The 17,844-nt window shown below is 68.4% G+C and carries 15 protein-coding genes; 9 read left to right on the forward strand and 6 right to left on the reverse strand.

What is annotated here, in order from left to right; translation table 11 throughout:
- Nucleotides 1–41 precede the first annotated feature (41 nt).
- Entirely contained in the window at nt 42–572 is a 531-nt protein-coding gene (locus ABE472_RS02320; RefSeq protein WP_346465318.1) for a GNAT family N-acetyltransferase, read from the forward strand.
- Nucleotides 573–639: 67 nt separating this feature from the next.
- Here ABE472_RS02320 and ABE472_RS02325 read toward each other — a convergent pair whose 3' ends face one another.
- On the reverse strand, nt 640–1,308 hold the full coding sequence (locus ABE472_RS02325) for a DUF480 domain-containing protein (RefSeq protein WP_346462761.1): 669 nt from the start codon (nt 1,306–1,308) through the stop codon (nt 640–642).
- A gap of 111 nt (nt 1,309–1,419) precedes the next feature.
- Here ABE472_RS02325 and ABE472_RS02330 point away from each other — a divergent pair, with 111 nt between their 5' ends.
- Both ABE472_RS02330 and pyrF read left to right on the forward strand, forming a co-directional pair.
- Nucleotides 1,420–2,343 (forward strand): 5'-nucleotidase, lipoprotein e(P4) family, encoded by a 924-nt coding sequence (locus tag ABE472_RS02330; protein ID WP_313210631.1) that lies wholly within the window; start codon nt 1,420–1,422, stop codon nt 2,341–2,343.
- On the forward strand, nt 2,340–3,065 hold the full coding sequence (gene pyrF, locus ABE472_RS02335) for an orotidine-5'-phosphate decarboxylase (protein WP_313210633.1): 726 nt from the start codon (nt 2,340–2,342) through the stop codon (nt 3,063–3,065). The genes ABE472_RS02330 and pyrF overlap by 4 nt, the downstream gene beginning before the upstream one ends.
- 25 nt (nt 3,066–3,090) lie before the next feature.
- Here pyrF and ABE472_RS02340 read toward each other — a convergent pair whose 3' ends face one another.
- The gene (locus tag ABE472_RS02340) at nt 3,091–3,216 is read right to left on the reverse strand and encodes a hypothetical protein (protein WP_313210635.1); all 126 of its coding nucleotides are present in this window, start codon (nt 3,214–3,216) and stop codon (nt 3,091–3,093) included.
- Between ABE472_RS02340 and ABE472_RS02345 the strand changes: the two genes are divergently transcribed.
- Nucleotides 3,215–4,183 carry a hypothetical protein gene (locus ABE472_RS02345; protein ID WP_346465320.1) on the forward strand — a complete coding sequence of 323 codons (969 nt, stop codon included), beginning with the start codon at nt 3,215–3,217 and terminating at the stop codon, nt 4,181–4,183. The genes ABE472_RS02340 and ABE472_RS02345 overlap by 2 nt on opposite strands.
- The gene (gene plsB / locus ABE472_RS02350; protein WP_313210639.1) at nt 4,183–6,897 is read left to right on the forward strand and encodes a glycerol-3-phosphate 1-O-acyltransferase PlsB; all 2,715 of its coding nucleotides are present in this window, start codon (nt 4,183–4,185) and stop codon (nt 6,895–6,897) included. Before ABE472_RS02345 ends, plsB begins: the two co-directional genes overlap by 1 nt.
- A 334-nt stretch (nt 6,898–7,231) precedes the next feature.
- Here plsB and ABE472_RS02355 read toward each other — a convergent pair whose 3' ends face one another.
- On the reverse strand, nt 7,232–7,435 hold the full coding sequence (locus tag ABE472_RS02355; RefSeq protein WP_313211176.1) for a DUF465 domain-containing protein: 204 nt from the start codon (nt 7,433–7,435) through the stop codon (nt 7,232–7,234).
- A 96-nt stretch (nt 7,436–7,531) separates the two neighbouring features.
- On the opposite strand from ABE472_RS02355, the gene ttcA reads away from it, so the two are divergent.
- From ttcA to ABE472_RS02370, 3 genes are read left to right on the forward strand one after another with little or no spacing between them, the layout of a single operon-like run.
- Nucleotides 7,532–8,443, forward strand: a complete 912-nt coding sequence (ttcA, locus tag ABE472_RS02360) for a tRNA 2-thiocytidine(32) synthetase TtcA (RefSeq protein ID WP_346462759.1) — start codon at nt 7,532–7,534, stop codon at nt 8,441–8,443.
- Between the two features lie 50 nt (nt 8,444–8,493).
- Nucleotides 8,494–9,399, forward strand: a complete 906-nt coding sequence (locus tag ABE472_RS02365; RefSeq protein WP_313211178.1) for a recombination-associated protein RdgC — start codon at nt 8,494–8,496, stop codon at nt 9,397–9,399.
- Nucleotides 9,400–9,456: 57 nt separating this feature from the next.
- A complete protein-coding gene (locus ABE472_RS02370) occupies nt 9,457–10,245 on the forward strand; it encodes a SprT family zinc-dependent metalloprotease (RefSeq protein ID WP_313219826.1) in 789 nt (262 codons plus the stop codon).
- 70 nt (nt 10,246–10,315) lie between these two features.
- On the opposite strand, the gene ABE472_RS02375 is transcribed toward ABE472_RS02370, so the two are convergent.
- Nucleotides 10,316–11,188 (reverse strand): methylglyoxal synthase, encoded by an 873-nt coding sequence (locus ABE472_RS02375; RefSeq protein WP_346465323.1) that lies wholly within the window; start codon nt 11,186–11,188, stop codon nt 10,316–10,318.
- Nucleotides 11,189–11,361: 173 nt separating this feature from the next.
- On the opposite strand from ABE472_RS02375, the gene ABE472_RS02380 reads away from it, so the two are divergent.
- Complete coding sequence (locus ABE472_RS02380; RefSeq protein ID WP_313219827.1) at nt 11,362–11,655, forward strand: hypothetical protein; 294 nt, start codon at nt 11,362–11,364, stop codon at nt 11,653–11,655.
- A gap of 24 nt (nt 11,656–11,679) precedes the next feature.
- Here the strand turns inward: ABE472_RS02380 and ABE472_RS02385 are convergent, their stop codons facing one another.
- A complete protein-coding gene (locus ABE472_RS02385) occupies nt 11,680–13,125 on the reverse strand; it encodes an FAD-dependent oxidoreductase (protein WP_313211182.1) in 1,446 nt (481 codons plus the stop codon).
- A gap of 127 nt (nt 13,126–13,252) precedes the next feature.
- Complete coding sequence (gltB, locus tag ABE472_RS02390; protein ID WP_346465325.1) at nt 13,253–17,707, reverse strand: glutamate synthase large subunit; 4,455 nt, start codon at nt 17,705–17,707, stop codon at nt 13,253–13,255.
- Nucleotides 17,708–17,844 lie beyond the last annotated feature (137 nt).

A 17,844-nucleotide genomic window follows, 5' to 3' on the forward strand; every position in this document is an offset into this window, starting at 1 on the left:
CGCATTGCACAATCGGTGTATCGCCTTCCACCGGTACCCGCATGTCCGCCGTGATCCAGACCGACCGCCTGCACCTGCGCCTGATCGATCCCGATCATGACGCGGCCGACATGCTGGCCCTGCTCAACGAGCCGGGCTTCATCCGCAACATCGCCGACCGCGGCGTACGCACCTTGGCGCAGGCGCGCGACTACACCGCCGAGCGCGTGCTCGGCAGCTACACCCTCAATGGCTTTGGCATGTACGCCGTGATCCGCCGCGAGGACGGCGCATGGCTGGGCAACGCCGGTCTGGTCCGCCGCGCCGGGCTGCCGGCACCGGATATCGGTTATGCACTGCTGTCGCAGTACGAAGGCCACGGCTACGCATTCGAAGCCGCGCGCGGGGTGATGCACTACGCACGCGATGTGCTCGGTCATGCCGATCTGTACGGCATCGTCTCGCCGGACAACGTGCGCTCCGCCGCGCTGCTGCGCAAGCTGGGCATGGAGGACCGGGGGGACCTGCTGCTGCCGCCGCCACACGAGGAGGTGGTGCTGCTGTTCGCCACCCCGGGCGCGCCGGCCCCCTGACACCGTCGACGGGCACGGCGCGGCGCTCGATCCTCGGCCGGTAGAGCCGACCGTTGGTCGGCTGCTCTCAGCCCCCCAACTGTGCGCGCAGCTCCGCCAGCTGTTCCTGCAGCTCGGCCACGGTGGCTTCCAGCTGCTGCACGCGGGACTCCAGCGCCGGATTGGCACCGCTGCCGCCGCCGCCGGACGGCGCCGACCGGTACTGCTCGGCCAAGGCCTGCACGTCCACCGGGCCGGCCATCAAATGCATGTAGCGGTCTTCGCGCTGGCCGCTGGCGCGCGGCAGCTGGATCGCCATGCCGCGCTGGATCATGCGCTCCAGGTGGTGGCGCAGTTCGTCCACGTCCTGGAAGCGGACCAGCCGCTCGCTGCGGGTCAGCAGTTCATTGAGGGTCTGCGGGCCGCGCAGCAGCAACAGGCCCAGGATGGCCAGTTGCTGGCGGGTCAGGTCCAGCGCGGCACCGGCGCGGTGCTCGTAGCGCTCGGCGCGCGAGGAGTACTGCTGGCGCGCCAGGCCCAGGGTCTCCAGCTGGCGCAACGCGTGGTGCACATCGCCGGCCGACAGGGCCATGACCGGCTCGCGGGCGGTCTTCTGGTTGGCCGCCACCTGGGCGGCGTTGACCGTCAGCGGGTAGGCGTCCGGGGTGGTCGCCTCCTTCTCGATCAGGCAGCCCAACGCGCGGGCCTGGGCCGCGCTGAGCACGGGCAGGGCAGGGGTCTGGGTGTCGTCGGTCATGGGGCGCTCCGGGGTGTTTCAGGGGTGTGCAGCATAGCCGAGCCCCGCCTGTGGCATGAATGCCGCGGGACAAGCCGGTAAACTGGCGCGAATCTGTTGCCGGTGAATGCCATGCGTCGTAGTGCTGTTTCCCTGTCCGTGCTTGCCTGTGCCGTGCTGGCACTGAGTGCCTGCAAGCGCACTGAAACCCCGGCCGATGCCGCCCCGCCGGCGGCCGCTGCCGCGGCGAGCGCGCCGGTCGCCACCGGCGATGCCGCCGTGGCTGCCAATGACAACCTCAACGCGGTGCTGTGGATGCAGCGTTCGCAGGAGTACCGGGCAATCACCGAGCAGACCTACCGTTCGGCGGCCGATCACCTGGACAAGGCACTCAAGGAGCCCAACTGGGACGCGCTGGTGCCTGAAGAACGCGGCAATGCCGCCAAGGGCCTGAAGCCTGCCGTGGTGCTGGATGTGGATGAAACCGTGCTGGACAACTCGCCCTACCAGGCGCGCCTGGTGCGCGATGGCAAGGAATACGACGAGCTGAGCTGGGACCAGTGGGTGGCTGAAAAGAAGGCCAAGGCGATTCCGGGCGTGGTCGATTTCGCCAAGGCCGCCAATGCCAAGGGCGTGACCCTGCTGTACATCTCCAACCGCGCCGTCCACCTCAAGGAGGCCACCCTGGCCAACCTGCGCGAGCAGGGCCTGCCGGTGGCCGATGACAGCGTGTTCCTCGGCCTGGGCACCGTGGTGGACGGCTGCGAGCAGGCCGGCAGCGAGAAGAACTGCCGCCGCCGCCTGGCCGGCCAGAAGTACCGCGTGCTGATGCAGTTCGGCGACCAGCTGGGCGACTTCGTGGAAGTCACCGCCAACACCAATGACGGTCGCGACGCGCTGCTGCAGCAGTACCACGACTGGTTCGGCGAGCGCTGGTGGATGCTGCCCAACCCGACCTACGGCGGCTTCGAGCCGGCGCAGTTCAACAACGATTACAGCCAGTCGCGCCAGGCCCGCCACGACGCCAAGCGCGCCGCGCTGGATTACGCACCGTGAGCCGCGCGCCGCTGCCGCTGCGGGACGAGGAGCGCCTGATCTTCGCGCTCGACGTGCCCGGCCGCGACGATGCGCTGGCCTGGGTCGATCGTCTCGGCGATGCCGTGTCGTTCTACAAGATCGGCATGGAACTGCTGGCCTCCGGCGAGTACTTCGAGGTGCTCGATGCACTGGCCGCACGCGACAAGCGGGTGTTCGTCGATCTCAAGTTCTTCGACATCCCGGCCACCGCCGCGGCGGTGATCAAGCGCCTGTCGCAGTGGCCGGTGAGCTACGCCACCATCCATGGCTGGCACCCGGCGATGATGGAGGCCTGCGCGGCCGCCAACGGCAGCGACATGCGCCTGCTGGCGGTGACCGTGCTGACCTCGATGGGCCGCAGCGACCTGGCCCAGATGGGCATCGACCGCGAGCCGGTCGAGGTGGTGGTGGAACGCGCGCTCGCCGCCCAGGCCGCCGGCATCGACGGGGTGATCGCCTCCGGCCAGGAGGCCGGGCCGATCCGCGCCGCCACCGGCGCCGGGTTCTCGATCGTCTGCCCGGGCATCCGCCCCGGGGGGCCGGTCGGCGATGACCAGAAGCGCACCGTCGGCGTGGCCCAGGCCTTTGCCGACGGCGCCGATGCGATCGTGGTCGGCCGCCCGATCCGGCTCGCCAGCGACCCGCAGGCCGCCGCGCGCGCCCTCCAGGCCGAGATCGCCCAGGCGCTCGCCGCGCGCTGAGGCGGTGACGGGGCCGGACGCTCCGTCACACGCGGTTTTTCTGTACATTCAAGGGCTTGCGCACCGAGCGCAGGGTCGGCAGGTCTGCCGGCTTGCCGCTGTCACCGAACAGGCCGCAAGATGCGGACCGGTCCGGGGAGTCCGAATTCATGTCCATGTCGTTGAAGCCGTGGCAGTACCGAGGGCAGGCGTTGGCGCTGGCCCTGTGCGGGTTGGTGCTGCTCAGTGCCTGCAGGGACAAGCAGATCGATCCGGATGCACCGGCGTCCGAGCCGGTCGCGGCCCTGCAGCAACTGGCGCAGCGGGTCGCCGACAACGATCTGGTCGGCTACGCGAAGGCAGCGGTGCCGCCCACCCAGTACGCCCGCCTGCAGGGCGCCTGGCGCCAGGGGCACAGCCGTTGGCCGCTGACCGAGCTGCCACTGGATGGGCAGTTGTTGCCGATGCTGGCCGCGCTGTCGCGGCCGGATGCGCCGCAGCGGCTGCAACGCTCGTTCGATACCCAGATCGCCGGTCAGGCCACGCAGGTCCGCCAGGCGGCCCACTCGATGGGATTGTTCGGCGAGCAGTACCTGAGCAACCAGAGCGAGTACAGCGACAGCGAGCGCGCCCATTACACCCAGGTGGTGAAGGCGCTCAGCCGCTGGGCCGCCGCGGCGCCACTGACCGACAAGCAGCGGGCAAAGACGACCATCACCCTGCTCACCGCTACCGCGCGCACTGCGGGGCTGTCCACGGATGCCGAACTGCAGGCCGCGGGCATGGAAGAGAGCCTGCGTCGCCTCGGCCCCTTCATCAAGGCCTTCAAGACCGCGCTGGCCAGTTACGGGCTGTCGCTGGACGCGGCGTTGACCGAGCTGCGTGGCGAGCTGACGTCCGAGCTGGGCGACGATGCCGTGGTGCGCATCCAGTACACGTTGGCCGGCGAGCAGATCGACGCCCAGGTGCGGATGACACGGCGCGACGGGCACTGGTATGTGACCCGCACGCTGGAAGACACCGATGCGCTGCTGCAGGCCACCGACGCCGCGCAAGCTGAACATGATGCCCGCCAGGCCGCTGAAGCAGAGGCGGCTGCGACGGTCAAGGACGGTGCTTCTGCACCGGCTAAGCCATAATGAAGCCGATGCCGAACCAGAATCCCCTGCCTTTCCCCGGCGAAGAGCCGCCCAAGACGCCGGACGCTACGTCCTCGTCGCCCGATACCGTGCCGTCCGACGGTGCTGCCGCCCCGGTTCCACCGGCCGCTGGCGCGCCCGTGGAGGCCGTTGCCGTCGAGGCGGAGCCGTCCACTGTTGCGCCGTCCGCGATCGTGCCCGGCACCCGCCCCCCCAGCGGTCGCCCGCCGTGGTGGGCGCGCCTGCTCGGCCGTCTGGTCGAGCCGTGGCTGTCGCTGAAGATCGAACCGGAGCACCCCGGCCAGTACAACGACGGCCGCCCGGTGGTCTACGTGCTGGAGGACTACGGTCTGTCCAACGCGCTGATCCTGGACAAGGCCTGCCGCGAAGCCGGCCTGCCCTCGCCGCTGGTGCCGATCGCCGGTGACCCGACCGGGCGCAAGCGCGCCTACCTGGCCCTGTCGCGCCGGAGCAGCAGCAACTCGCTGATCCCCGAGCAGCGTGGTGCCAAGACCCACTCGGACTCGTTGGCCAAGGTCCTGCAGGCGCACCGCGCCCGCGGCGAGCTGGACGTGCACCTGGTGCCGGTGTCGATCTTCGTCGGCCGCGCGCCGGACAAGCAAAGCGGCTGGTTCGCGGTGCTGTTCTCGGAAAACTGGGCCCTGGTGGGTCGTTTCCGTCGCCTGCTGGCGGTGCTGCTCAACGGCCGCAGCACGATCGTGCGCTTTGCCCCGCCGATCTCGCTGCGCACCACGGTCGATGAGGGGCTGGACCCCGAGCGCACCGTGCGCAAGCTGCAGCGCGTGCTGCGCACCCATTTCCGCCGCATCCGCGAATCGGTGATCGGGCCGGATCTGTCGACCCGCCGCCTGCTGGTGGACAAGGTGCTCGACGCGGACACCGTGCGCGAAGCGATCGCCTCACAGGCCAAGCGCGACAACTCCAAGCCGGCCGATGCCTGGAAAAAAGCCCACGCCTACGCGTGGGAAATTGCCGCGGACTACTCCAGTCCCGTGGTGCGCTCGGCCAGCTTCATGCTCAGCCATGTCTGGAACCGCATCTATGCCGGCGTGCTGGTCCACCACCTGGACAAGTTCAAGGCGGCCGCGCCCGGGCACGAAGTGGTGTATGTGCCCAGCCACCGCAGCCACATGGATTACCTGCTGCTGTCCTACCTGCTGTACGACCGCGGCATCGTGCCGCCGCACATCGTGGCCGGCATCAATCTCAACCTGCCGGTGGTCGGCACGCTGCTGCGCAAGGGCGGTGCGTTCTTCATCCGCCGCTCGATCCGTGGCAACGCGCTGTACTCGGCGGTGCTCAGCGAATACGTGGCGCAGCTGGTCGCCGGCGGCTACTCGATCGAGTACTTCGTCGAAGGCGGCCGCTCGCGCACCGGGCGCCTGCTGCAGCCCAAGGGCGGCATGATCTCGATGACGCTGCGCGCCTTCCTGCGCCAGCCGCGCAAGCCGGTGCTGTTCCAGCCGGTCTACATCGGCTATGAAAAGCTGATGGAAGGCGGCAGCTACCTGGACGAACTGTCCGGGCGGCCGAAGGAAAAGGAATCGATCTGGTCGCTGTTGTGGTCGATCCCGAAGGTGCTCAAGCAGAACTACGGCCAGGTCGTGGTGAACTTCGGCGAGCCGATCGCGCTCAACGACGTGCTCGCCCAGCGTGCGCCGGACTGGAACGGCCAACCGGTCGGCGAGGACGAGAAGCCCTCGTGGTTGTCCGGCACGGTGGATCACCTGGCCGAACGTATCCAGGTGCATATCAACGGCGCGGCCGACGTCAATCCGATCAACCTGCTCGCGCTGGCGCTGCTGTCCACGCCCAAGCATGCGATGGGCGAGGCGGACCTGATCGCGCAGATCGAACTGTGCAAGACCCTGCTGGTCGAGATGCCGTACTCGGACCGGGTCACGGTGACCCCGCACTCGCCGGAGCGGATCATCGCCCACGCCGAGGAGATCAACGTCCTCACCCGCATCAAGCACCCGCTGGGCGATGTGCTCAGCGTGAGCGGCGACACCGCGGTGCTGCTGAGCTACTTCCGCAACAACGTCATCCACCTGTTCACGGCCTCGTCGTGGGTGGCCTGCTGCTTCCAGAACAACCGCCGCATGAGCCGTACCGGGCTGGTCCAGCTGGGCCGCACGGTGTATCCGTTCCTGCAGGCCGAGCTGTTCCTGCCGTGGACCGAAGACGAGTTCGCCCAGCGCATCGAGCAGACCATCAACGTGTTCGTGCGCGAAGGGCTGCTGCAGAACATCAACGATGACGACGGCGGCATCCTGGCGCGCAACACCGGGCAGACCGACGAAGTCTTCCGCCTGCGCGCGATCGGCCATTCGCTGCAGCAGGCGTTCGAGCGCTATTACATCGCGATCTCGGTGCTGGTGAAGAATGGCCCCGGCACGTTGGGCGCGGCCGAGCTGGAAAGCCTGTGCCAGCAGGCTGCACAGCGTCTGAGCCTGCTCTATGCGCCGGCCGCGCCGGAGTTCTTCGACCGCACCCTGTTCCGCGGTTTCATCCAGAAGCTGCGCGAACTGCGCCTGGTGTGGCCCGATGAAAACAGCAAGCTGCTGTTCGATGCGCGCCTGGACGCGTGGGCAAAGGATGCGAAATTCATCCTCGGCCGCGAACTGCGCCATACCATCGAGCGTGTCAGCCCGGAAGCGGCCAAGCCGGAAGAGCCGGTCAGCACGGATTGACGGAAGCGGATGCGCCGAGGCGCATCCGGACGTATCCGCACGCATCCGGACGCATCCGGACGCATCCGGACGCATCCGGACGTATCCGAATCTAATTGCGTTCGCCAGCAATTCGTAGGTACCGACCGTTGGTCGGTACCCGCGCGCAAGCGCGGCACAAGCGTCCGCAGACCAGGCAACACGGCGTGCACCGATTGACCGACGTTGACCACCGTCCGAAGCCACATGACAGGGGTTCATGTCGCCGGGACGAACGGCAGCCGACCAACGGTCGGCTCTACCCCCGGAACATGGGCAGTGATCGGTGCGAACGGCAGCCGACCAACGGTAGGCTCTACGCGGGTTCGTCCGGAATCAGCATGTCTTCCAGCTTGGCGATGCAGTCCTTCAACTGCAGCTTGCGCCGCTTCAGGCGCTTGGCGTCCAGCTCATCGTCGCCGTTGGCGGCCATGCGCAGGATCTGATCGTCCAGCGCACGATGCTCCTGCCGAAGGACGGCAAGGCGGGCAGTGATATCGGCGGGTGTCATGGTGTCCACAAGCTCCGAGCATACACATCCCGGATGACCGCCGGGAGTGAACGCAGTCACTTCCTGGCCCCTGTGAGGGCGCGTTGCAGCCGGTAGAATGCGTGCATGAGCGCTGCTGTCATCCGCCTGCCCGATCCCGTCCCGCGCGCCCGCGATCCGCGTGCGCCCGGCGGTGTGCAGGACCGGCTGGCGCGGCAGCTGCGGCGCCAGGTCGGCCAGGCCATCGCCGACTTCGGCATGATCGAGGCGGGCGACAAAGTGATGGTGTGCCTGTCCGGTGGCAAGGACAGCTACACCCTGCTCGACATCCTGTTGCAGCTGCAGAAGAAAGCGCCCGTACCGTTCGAGCTGGTCGCGGTGAACCTGGACCAGAAGCAGCCGGGCTTTCCCGAGCAGGTGCTGCCGACGTACCTGGCCTCGATCGGTGTGCCGTTCCAGATCATCGAGCAGGACACCTATTCGGTGGTCAGCCGGGTGATCCCGGAAGGCCGCACGATGTGTTCGCTGTGCTCGCGTCTGCGCCGTGGCGCGCTGTACCGGCATGCGGCCGAACACGGCTACACCAAGATCGCGCTGGGCCACCACCGCGATGACAGCGTGGCCACGTTCTTCCTCAATCTGTTCCACCACGCCAAGCTCTCGGCAATGCCGCCCAAGCTGCGCAGCGACGATGGCCAGCACATCGTGATCCGCCCGCTGGCCTACGTGGGCGAGGCAGACATCAGCGCCTACGCGCAGGCGCGTGCGTTCCCGATCATTCCCTGCACGCTGTGTGGCAGCCAGGACACCCTGCAGCGCCGCCAGGTGGAACAGATGCTGCAGCAGTGGGAGCGCGAGCAGCCCGGGCGCATCGACCAGATCGCACGCGCGCTGGGTAACATCCATCCCTCGCAGCTGGCCGATCCGGCCCTGTTTGATTTCATGGCACTGGGGCGCGCCGCGGCGGCCCCGCTGCCCGATCCGCCGGCCTGGGCCGGCACTGCCCACGACCTCGGCGACGCCCCCGGCCCGGCCTGAGCCACGCCGGTGCGCCCGCCCTCCCTTTCACGCTCTTACTCTGGACGTCCATGTTCTTTCGCAACCTGACGCTGTTCCGCTTCCCGACCGCCACCGATTTCTCCGAGGTAGACACCCTGCTGCCGCAGGTGCTGCTCAAGCCGGTCGGTCCGCTTGAAATGAATTCGCGCGGCTTCATCTCGCCGTTCGGCCGTGAAGAAAAGGCCGTGTTCTCGCACCGCGTCGGCGATGCGCTGTGGCTGACCGTCGGCGGTGAGGACAAGATCCTGCCGGGCGCGGTGGTCAACGACCTGCTCGCGCGCAAGCTCGAGGAAATCGAAGAGAAGGAAGGCCGCAAGCCCGGCGGCCGCGAGCGCAAGCGCATGAAGGACGATCTGCTGCACGAGCTGATGCCGCGTGCCTTCGTGAAGAGCTCGCGTACCGACGCGCTGATCGACCTGACCCACGGGTACGTCGCCGTGGACTGCTCGAGCAGCAAGAAGGGCGAGAACATGATGTCCGACATCCGCGGCCTGCTCGGCAGCTTCCCGGCGATGCCGCTGAACGCCGAAGTGGCGCCGCGCTCGATCCTCACCGGCTGGATCGCCGGCGAAACCCTGCCGACCGGGCTGAGCCTGGGCGAAGAGTGCGAGATGAAGGACCCGGCCGAGGGCGGTGCGGTGGTCAAGTGCCAGCACCAGGAACTGCGCTGCGACGAGATCGACAAGCACCTGGACGCCGGCAAGCAGGTGACCAAGCTGGCCCTGGTCTTCGAGGACAACCTGTCCTTCGTGCTGGGCGACGACCTGATCGTGCGCAAGCTGAAGTTCCTGGATGGCGCGCTGGACCAGCTCGAGCACGCCGACGATGACGGCCGCCGCGCCGAACTGGATGCCCGTTTCGCCCTGCAGAGCGGCGAAGTGCGCCGCCTGTTCCTGCTGCTGGAAGAGGCGTTCAAGCTGAGCAAGGCGGACTGATCGGTTCCGATCAGTCCCCAGTCATGCGCCGGTCACGGCCGGCGCTATGCTGTACCCATGTCCGGATTCCTCCGCCGCCTGATTTCGCCGGCTGTCAGCACGCTGCAGCGCGATACGGTACGGCTGCGCCTGGAGGATGCCGAGATCGATGTCCTGCGTGTGCGCGATCCGCGTGCGCGCCGGATCAAGCTCAGCGTCGATGAGCGCGGCGTACGCCTGACCCTGCCACCGCGCGCCAGCCTGGTGATGGGCGAGCGTTTTCTCGACCAGCATCGCGGCTGGTTGTCCGAACAACTGCGCAGCTACCAGGCCACCAACCTGCCGCCACCGCTGGTGATCGGCGAGGCGGGGGTGCTGCCGCTGCGCGGTGAGCTGCTGCCGCTGCGCTGGGAAACCGGCCGCTACGCGAACATCCGCGTGGACGAACAGGGCGCCTGCCTGCACTGGCCCACGCGCGGGACCGATGCCACGCTGCGCCGCACCCTGCGCGAGTTCTACGAAGCACAGACCCGTGCCGATGTCGGCCAGTGGCTGCCGCGTTACCTGCCCGGCCTGCCGCGTGCACCGGCGCGGCTGCGGCTGAAGGTGATGTCCTCGCAATGGGGCTCGCTGGCCCCGGACGGCAGCATGGCGCTGGATCTGGCCCTGGTGTTGGGGCGGCCTTCGGCGTTCGAGTACGTGCTGGTGCACGAGCTCTGCCACCTGATCCAGGCCAATCACTCGCCGGCGTTCTGGGCGGAGGTGGAGAAGCGCTTCCCGGCGTGGCGGCAGGAGCGCGATTATTTTCAGGCCGAAGGACGGCGGTTGAAGGCCATGCTGCGGCAGCTGCTGACCCCCACCCCGTAGAGCCGACCGTTGGTCGGCTGCGCATGACATCCAACCCCGCGATCCTGGCGTTCCGACCAACGGTCGGTACCTACCGGGTGGCGCGGGCGGTGGCGGCCTGCGCCCAGCGCGCCGCCACCCGTGGCGCGGTGATGCACACGGCCTGGTCGGTCACGGTGGTGACCGCGCGCTCCAGCAGCTGGATGTCGGCTTCGTGCTGGCGGGCCACGTGCGGGTCTTCGAAGAAGATCGCGCGCTGGCAGTGGCCTTCCAGCACGCGGTCGGCAATCTGCGCATCGCCGCCCATCGGGCCGCTCTGGTAGCGCGTCACCCATTCCTCGCCCTGCGGCCAGCCGCGGCTCCAGGCCAGTTCGTTGAGGCGCTGGCCGGTGGTGCCGGTGCCGACCCGGCGGCGGAAGCGCGACAGCACCGCGAAGTGCTCATCGGCGAAGGCCAGCATCGCCGGCTTCATCGCGTCATGCGCGATCAGGGCCAGCGTGTGCTGTTCGAAGGCGTGCAGGTCATCGGCGCCCGGGTCCGGCGCCAGGCCAGCATGCAGGCGCTCCACCTCGACCCAGTCGCGCGCGGTGGCGACGGTGGAGATGAAGGGTTTACCGTGGATCACGCACTGGCGCTTGAGCGCGGTCGCTTCGGGAAAGACCGAGGACGGATCGACCGGGTCCATCAGGTAGATCGCGCCGTCCAGCGTGCGCTCCGGCGTGCCCATCCCGACCACCTCGGCGACCAGCTTCATCAGGCCGCCCTCGCGGCCGTTGGGGTAGCGGCGCAGCGGGGCGAAGTCCTGCAGGAAGCCCAGCCGCTGGACCGCATCGAAGGTGCGCCCGACCGCATGCAGCTCGACGCCCAGTTCGCGCAGGCCGGTATCGCTGGCACGCAGCCAGCGGAACAGCGCGGCGTGCTTGTCGTGGTGATGCAGGCGGTTCGCGGCCAAGCCGATGCGCATGAGGGCAGTCCAGAGGAAGACCGCGCCAGTGTAATCCGCTCAGGTTGCGGAGAAGCAAGCATCGAACAGTGATGGAGATCACGCGTCTTCACGCAGTTTCGTAGTTGTTGCATGGTCTCGGGAGGGGCCGTATCCGACAGTGGTGGTCGTCCGTCAATCAGGAAACCCCTGCCATGACCCTCCCCCGTTCCCCCATCGTCTCCTCATCATCGCCCGCCTCGGAGACGGGCCGCCGCATCCGTGCGCTGGCCACGGTGCTGCGCGAGGCGCCCCGGGCCGATGCCGAGGTGCTGCTGGCCGGGCTGGCGCGCATGCTCGATGCGCATATGGGCCGCGGCCACGATGATGTGGTCAGCAACCGCCGCATCCGCGACCAGCTGGACAACATCGAGCTGCTGATGGCACTGGAGATCGAGCGCGCCGGCGTGCGTCACACGCCGGTACCTGCGGTCCCGCGCGCCGCTTGAGAGGCGCGCTTCGGTAGGGCGCCGTTACGCCGAAAGCAGCTGCACGATGCTGCCGGCCGCATCGCGGCCCTCGGCCACGGCCGTCACCACCAGATCCGCACCGCGCACCGCATCGCCACCGGCGAACAGGCGCGGGTGGGCGGTCTGGAACGGCAGGCGGCCGCTGCCACCGGCCACGATCCGGCCGTTGTGGCCGGCTTCCACACCCTGTTCGGTCAGCCAGGCCGGCGCAGTCGGCGAGAAGCCGAAGGCGATGATCACCACGTCCGCTTCCAGCAGCGATTCACTGCCTTCGATCGGTACTGCGTTGCGGCGGCCCTGGGCATCCGGTTCGTCCAGATGCGTTTCCACCACCATCACCCCGATCACTTCATCGTCCGCACCGGCTTCGATCGAGAGCGGCTGGCGGTTGAACAGGAAGCGCACGCCTTCCTCGCGGGCGTTGGCCACTTCGCGCGCCGAGCCGGGCATGTTGGCCTCGTCGCGGCGGTAGGCACAGGTCACCTTGGCCGCACCCAGGCGGATCGCGCTGCGCACGCAGTCCATGCCGGTATCGCCACCGCCCAGCACCACCACGCGCTTGCCCTCCAGGTCGGGCAGGGCGATCTGGTCTTCCCAGCCGGCAATCGGCCGGCCGTGGGCATCGCTGCCACTGACGATGCGGCTGTTCTGCACCAGGAACGGCAGCGCCGGCAGCACGCCCTTGAGGTCCTGGCCGAGCAGGCCACCATCGGTATAGCGGTACGCGCCGGTGCCGACGAACACCGCGTCGTACTCGGCCAGCAGCGCATCGATGCTCACATCGCGGCCAATCTCCACGCCGAGGCGGAACTGCACGCCCATGCCCTCCAGCACGTTGCGGCGGCGGCTGATCACCGATTTGTCGAGCTTGAAACTGGGGATGCCGAACTGCAGCAGCCCGCCGATCTGTTCGTAGCGGTCATACACCACGGCCTGGATGCCGGCATGCGCCAGCTTGTCGGCGCACGCCAGCCCGGCCGGGCCGGCGCCGATCACCGCCACGCGCTTGCCGGTGGCTTCCACCGCGCTCATGTCCGGGCGCCAGCCGGTGGCCAGCGCCGTATCGACGATGTACTTCTCCACGGCGCCGATGGTGACCGCGCCGAATTCCTCCAGCGTGCAGCTGCCTTCGCACAGGCGGTCCTGTGGGCACACCCGGCCGCACACTTCCGGCAGCGGGTTGGTTGAATGGCACAGCGTGGCCGCTTCGTGGATGCGGTTTTCCTGTACCAGCTGCAGCCACTGCGGGATCGCGTTGTGCACCGGGCACTTCCAGCTGCAGTACGGATTGCCGCAGTCCAGGCAGCGGCCGGCCTGGAACTGCGCGTCTTCCTTGCCGAACTTGCCGTACAGCTCGCCCCAGTCGCCGGAGGTGCGCAGTTCGACCGGGATGCGCTGCGGCATCGTCCGGGGCAGATCGAGGAACTGGAAAGCTTGCTTGCGGCTCATCGGTGGGCCCTGCGGTGGTGAGTTGCCGGCCAACGGCCGGCACTACGATTTGAGGTTGCCGGCCAGCGGCCGGCACTACAGCGGTGGGATGTACAGCGCCGGCGTGGGGCTGGCGCCGTGACCCCGGTCAGGCGGCGCGGCGCAGGGATTCGGTCAGCGATTCGATGCTGGCCGCCTTCGGTTTGACCAGCCAGAACTTGCCGACGTAATCGCGGAATTCATCGAGGATCTGCTGCGCCCAGATGCTGCCGGTCAGCTCGCGGTGGCGGCTGATCAGCGTATGCAGGTGCTGGCGGTGGTTCTCGAAGCCTTCGGCGGAGATGCGGTGGATGTCGATCAGCTCGTGGTTGTAGCGGTCCACGAAATCGCGGTCGATATCCAGCACGTAGGCCAGGCCGCCGGTGAAGCCGGCGCCGAAGTTCAGGCCCACCTTGCCCAGCACCAGCACGATGCCGTCGGTCATGTATTCGCAGCAGTGGTCACCGGCGCCTTCGATCACCGCCAGCGCGCCGGAGTTGCGCACGCCGAAGCGCTCGCCGGCACGCCCGGCCGCGAACAGCTCGCCGCCGGTGGCGCCATACAGGCAGGTGTTGCCGATGATCGCGGTGTTGCGTGCTTCGAAGCGCGCGCCACGCGGCGGGCGCACGACCAGTCGGCCGCCGGCCATGCCCTTGCCAACGTAATCGTTGGCTTCGCCTTCCACTTCCAGCTGCAGGCCACCCACGTTGAACGCACCGAAACTCTGCCCGGCGGTACCGCGGAAACGCAGCGTCAGCGGCGCATCACTCATGCCCTGGTTGCCGTGCGTGCGCGCGATCTCACCGGACAGGCGGGTGCCGATCGAGCGGTCGGTGTTGTGGATCAGGAAGCGGTGTTCACCGCCGAGCTTGCCGGCAATGGCCGGGGCCAGCAGGCCGTCCATCTGCGTGGCCAGGCTGTCCGGCGATTCGTACAGGCGCTGCGCGGCGCAGTGGCTGCCGGCGTACTCGGCCGGGTTGAGCAGGCGCGACAGATCCACCTTGACGCCCGGGCGCGGCGAGACCTCCAGCTGCAGCAGCAGGTCGGTGCGGCCGACGATCTCGTCCAGCGAGCGCACGCCCAGGTAGGACAGCCAGCCCCGCACTTCCTCGGCCAGCAGGCGGAAGAAGTTCTCCACGCGCTCGGGCAGGCCGGTGAAGTACTGCGCGCGCAGGCGCTCGTCCTGGGTGGCCACGCCGGTGGCGCAGTTGTTGAGGTGGCAGATGCGCAGGTACTTGCAGCCCAGCACGATCATCGGCGCGGTGCCGAAGCCGAAGCTGTCCGCGCCCAGCAGCGCGGCCTTGATCACGTCCAGGCCGGTCTTCAGGCCACCGTCGGTCTGCAGCAGGGTGCGCCCACGCAGGTCGTTGGCCACCAGCGCCTGGTGCGACTCGGCCACGCCCAGTTCCCACGGCACGCCGGCATAGCGGATCGAGCTGACCGGGCTGGCACCGGTACCGCCGTCATGGCCGGACACGGTGATCAGGTCGGCGCCGGCCTTCACCACGCCGGCGGCGATGGTACCGACGCCGGCATGGCTGACCAGCTTCACCGACACCAGCGCGGTCGGATTGACCTGCTTGAGGTCGTAGATCAGCTGGGCCAGGTCTTCGATGGAGTAGATGTCGTGGTGCGGCGGCGGCGAGATCAGGCCGATGCCCGGCTTGGCATAGCGCAGCCGCGCGATCAGTTCATTGACCTTGTGGCCGGGCAGCTGGCCGCCTTCGCCGGGCTTGGCGCCCTGGGCGACCTTGATCTGCAGCACCTCGGCGTTGACCAGGTACTCGGCGGTGACGCCGAAGCGGCCCGAGGCCACCTGCTTGATCTTGCTGCGCTTCTCGGTGCCGTAGCGCACCGGGTCTTCGCCGCCTTCGCCGGAGTTGCTGCGGCCGCCGAGCCGGTTCATGGCAATGGCCAGCGCTTCGTGCGCCTCGGGCGACAACGCGCCCAGGCTGATGGCGGCGGTGTCGAAGCGGCGGAACAGGTCTTCGGCCGGGGCCACCTCGTCCAGCGGCGTGGGCGTGGGCGCGGCCTTGAGCTGCAGCAGGTCGCGCAGCGCCGACACCGGGCGGCCGTGCACGGCCTCGCAGTAGCGCTGCCAGTCCGCGGCATCACCACTGCGCGCGGCACGCTGCAGGGTCATGACCACGTCCGGGTTGTACATGTGGTATTCGCCGCCGTGCACGTACTTCAGCACGCCGCCCACATCCGGGCGCAGCAGGTCGTTCCAGGCACGCACGGTGAGTTCGCGGGCTTCGTCGTCCAGGCGCGCAAAGCCCACGCCGGCCACGCGCGAGGCGGTGTCCGGGAAGCACAGGTCGACCACCTCGTCATCGAGGCCGACGATCTCGAACAGCTGCGCGCCGCGGTAACTGGCCACGGTGCAGATGCCCATCTTGGAGATGATCTTGGACAGGCCCTTGTAGATGCCCTTGCGGTAGCGGCGGCCGATCTGAGACTGCTCGCCGCCCTTGCTCAGCTGCAGGATGCCGCGCCGGCCGAGGTCGAACAGGGTCTGGTAGGCCAGGTACGGGTACACCGCGGTGGCACCGAAGCCGAGCAGGCAGGCCATGTGGTGCGCGTCGCGCGCGGTGCCGGTTTCCAGAATCAGGTTGACGTCGCAGCGCAGCCCGGCGTTGGACAGGTGGTGGTGGACCGCGCTGGTGGCCAGCAACGCATGCACCATCGGCCGGTCGGCGACCGGGTAGCGGTCGCTCAGCAGCAGCATCACGATGCCCTCGCGGGCCGCCGCCTCGGCCTCGGCGCAGATGCGCTCGATGCCCGCCTTCAGGCCTTCGTCCAGGCTGTAGGACAGATCGATCAGCCGGTTCTTGTCGGCGTACTGCTCCATCTTGATCAGCTGGCGCAGCTTGCGCTGGCTGAGCACCGGCGAATTGAGGATGACGTGGTTCACCGTCTCCGCGCCGGCATGGAAGATGTTGGTTTCCTTGCCGAGCTGGGTGGACAGCGACATGACGCAGTCTTCGCGCAGCGGATCGATCGGCGGGTTGGTGACCTGCGCGAAGGCCTGGCGGAAGTAGTCGTAGAGCGGGCGACTGTGCTGGCTGAGCACGGCCATGGGCGTGTCATCGCCCATCGAGCCGGTGGCTTCCTGCTCGGTTTCGGCCAGCGGCCGCAGGATCTGCTCCACTTCCTCGGTGCTTAGCTGGAACAGCTTGTGATAGCTGCGCAGGGTGCGCTCGTCGAACGGCTCTTCCACCAGTGACGGATCGATCAGCTCGGTCTGCAGGTAGGTCACGCCCTGCTGCAGCCACTGCTTGTACGGTGCGCGGCCGCGGTTGATGCGGTCGATGGCGTCCGAGTCGAGCAGGTCACCGCGCTTGAGGTCGATGGCCATCATCTCGCCCGGCCCCAGCTTGCCCTTGCGCACCACGCGCTCGGCCGGCACTTCCCACACACCGGCTTCGGAGGCGACCAGGAAGTGGCGGTCGGAGGTGAGCATCCAGCGCGCCGGGCGCAGGCCGTTGCGGTCCAGCGTGCAGGCGGCATAGCGCCCATCGCAGGCCACGATGCCGGCCGGGCCGTCCCACGGTTCGCTGTTGAGGCCGTAGAACTCGTAGAACGCGGCCAGGTCGGGGTCCTTGAACTCCAGCGACTGGGTCGCCGGCGGCACCAGGATGCGCAGCGCCTGGATCAGGTCCATGCCGGCGCTGACCATCAGCTCCAGCATGTTGTCCAGGCTCTGCGAATCCGAGCCATGCATGGAGATCACCGGGTCGAACTCGCCGATGTCGAAGCGCGGGGTCTTCCACACCTTGCTGCGCGCCTGCGCCCAACGGCGGTTGCCCTCGATGGTGTTGATCTCGCCGTTGTGGGCGAGCATCCGGAACGGATGCGCCAGCGGCCAGCGCGGCAGCGTGTTGGTGGAGAAGCGCTGATGGAACACGATGGCGCTGGAGGCCAGATCGTTGCGCTGCAGATCCATGTAGAAGCGGCTCAGCTTGTCCGGCAGCACCATGCCCTTGTAGCTGATCGCATTCGGGCTGAGCGTGGTGACGTAGTAATCGGCGTGCTCGCGCAGCTGCTGCTCGCTGCGGCGGCGGGCCAGGAACAGGGCCAGGGTGAAGGCGGCCTCGTCCTGCGTGGCACCGGCATCGACGAACACCTGCTCGATATGCGGCAGCGTGTCACGGGCGAGCTGGCCACAGACGCTGGGGTCGGTGGGCACCACGCGCCAGCCGACCGGCTGGCAGCCGGCGTCGCGCAGCTGCTGTTCCAGCGTGTCGCGGCAGGCCTGTGCGTCGGTGGGGTCGTGCGGCAGGAACACCACGCCGGCGGCGAACCGCGCGCCAAGGGTGAGGCCGGCCTCGACGGCGAGCGCCTTGAGGAACACGTCGGGACGGCGCAGCAACAGGCCGCAGCCGTCACCGGTGACACCGTCGGCGGCGACGCCGCCGCGGTGGGTCATGCGCGAGAGTGCGGCGATAGCCGTGTCGACCAGCAGTCGGGACGGCTGGTCGTCGAGTTGGGCGACCATGCCGAAACCACAGGCATCTCGCTCATCTTGCGGGTCGTAAAGCCCTTGGCGGTTGCGGGGGGCCATCTCTGCCTCAATGTCGGGTGAGCGGCGACACTCGTCCCCGCTCAATCCGTTGAGCGCATCTGGAGGCACCGGATGACTCGACTAGAGCATAGTTGCTGCAACGCCGCAATACACGGTTGCAGGCGCAACCAAACCCC

The sequence above is a fragment of the Stenotrophomonas sp. TWI809 genome, assembly GCF_039673205.1.
Classification (GTDB): Bacteria; Pseudomonadota; Gammaproteobacteria; order Xanthomonadales; family Xanthomonadaceae; genus Stenotrophomonas.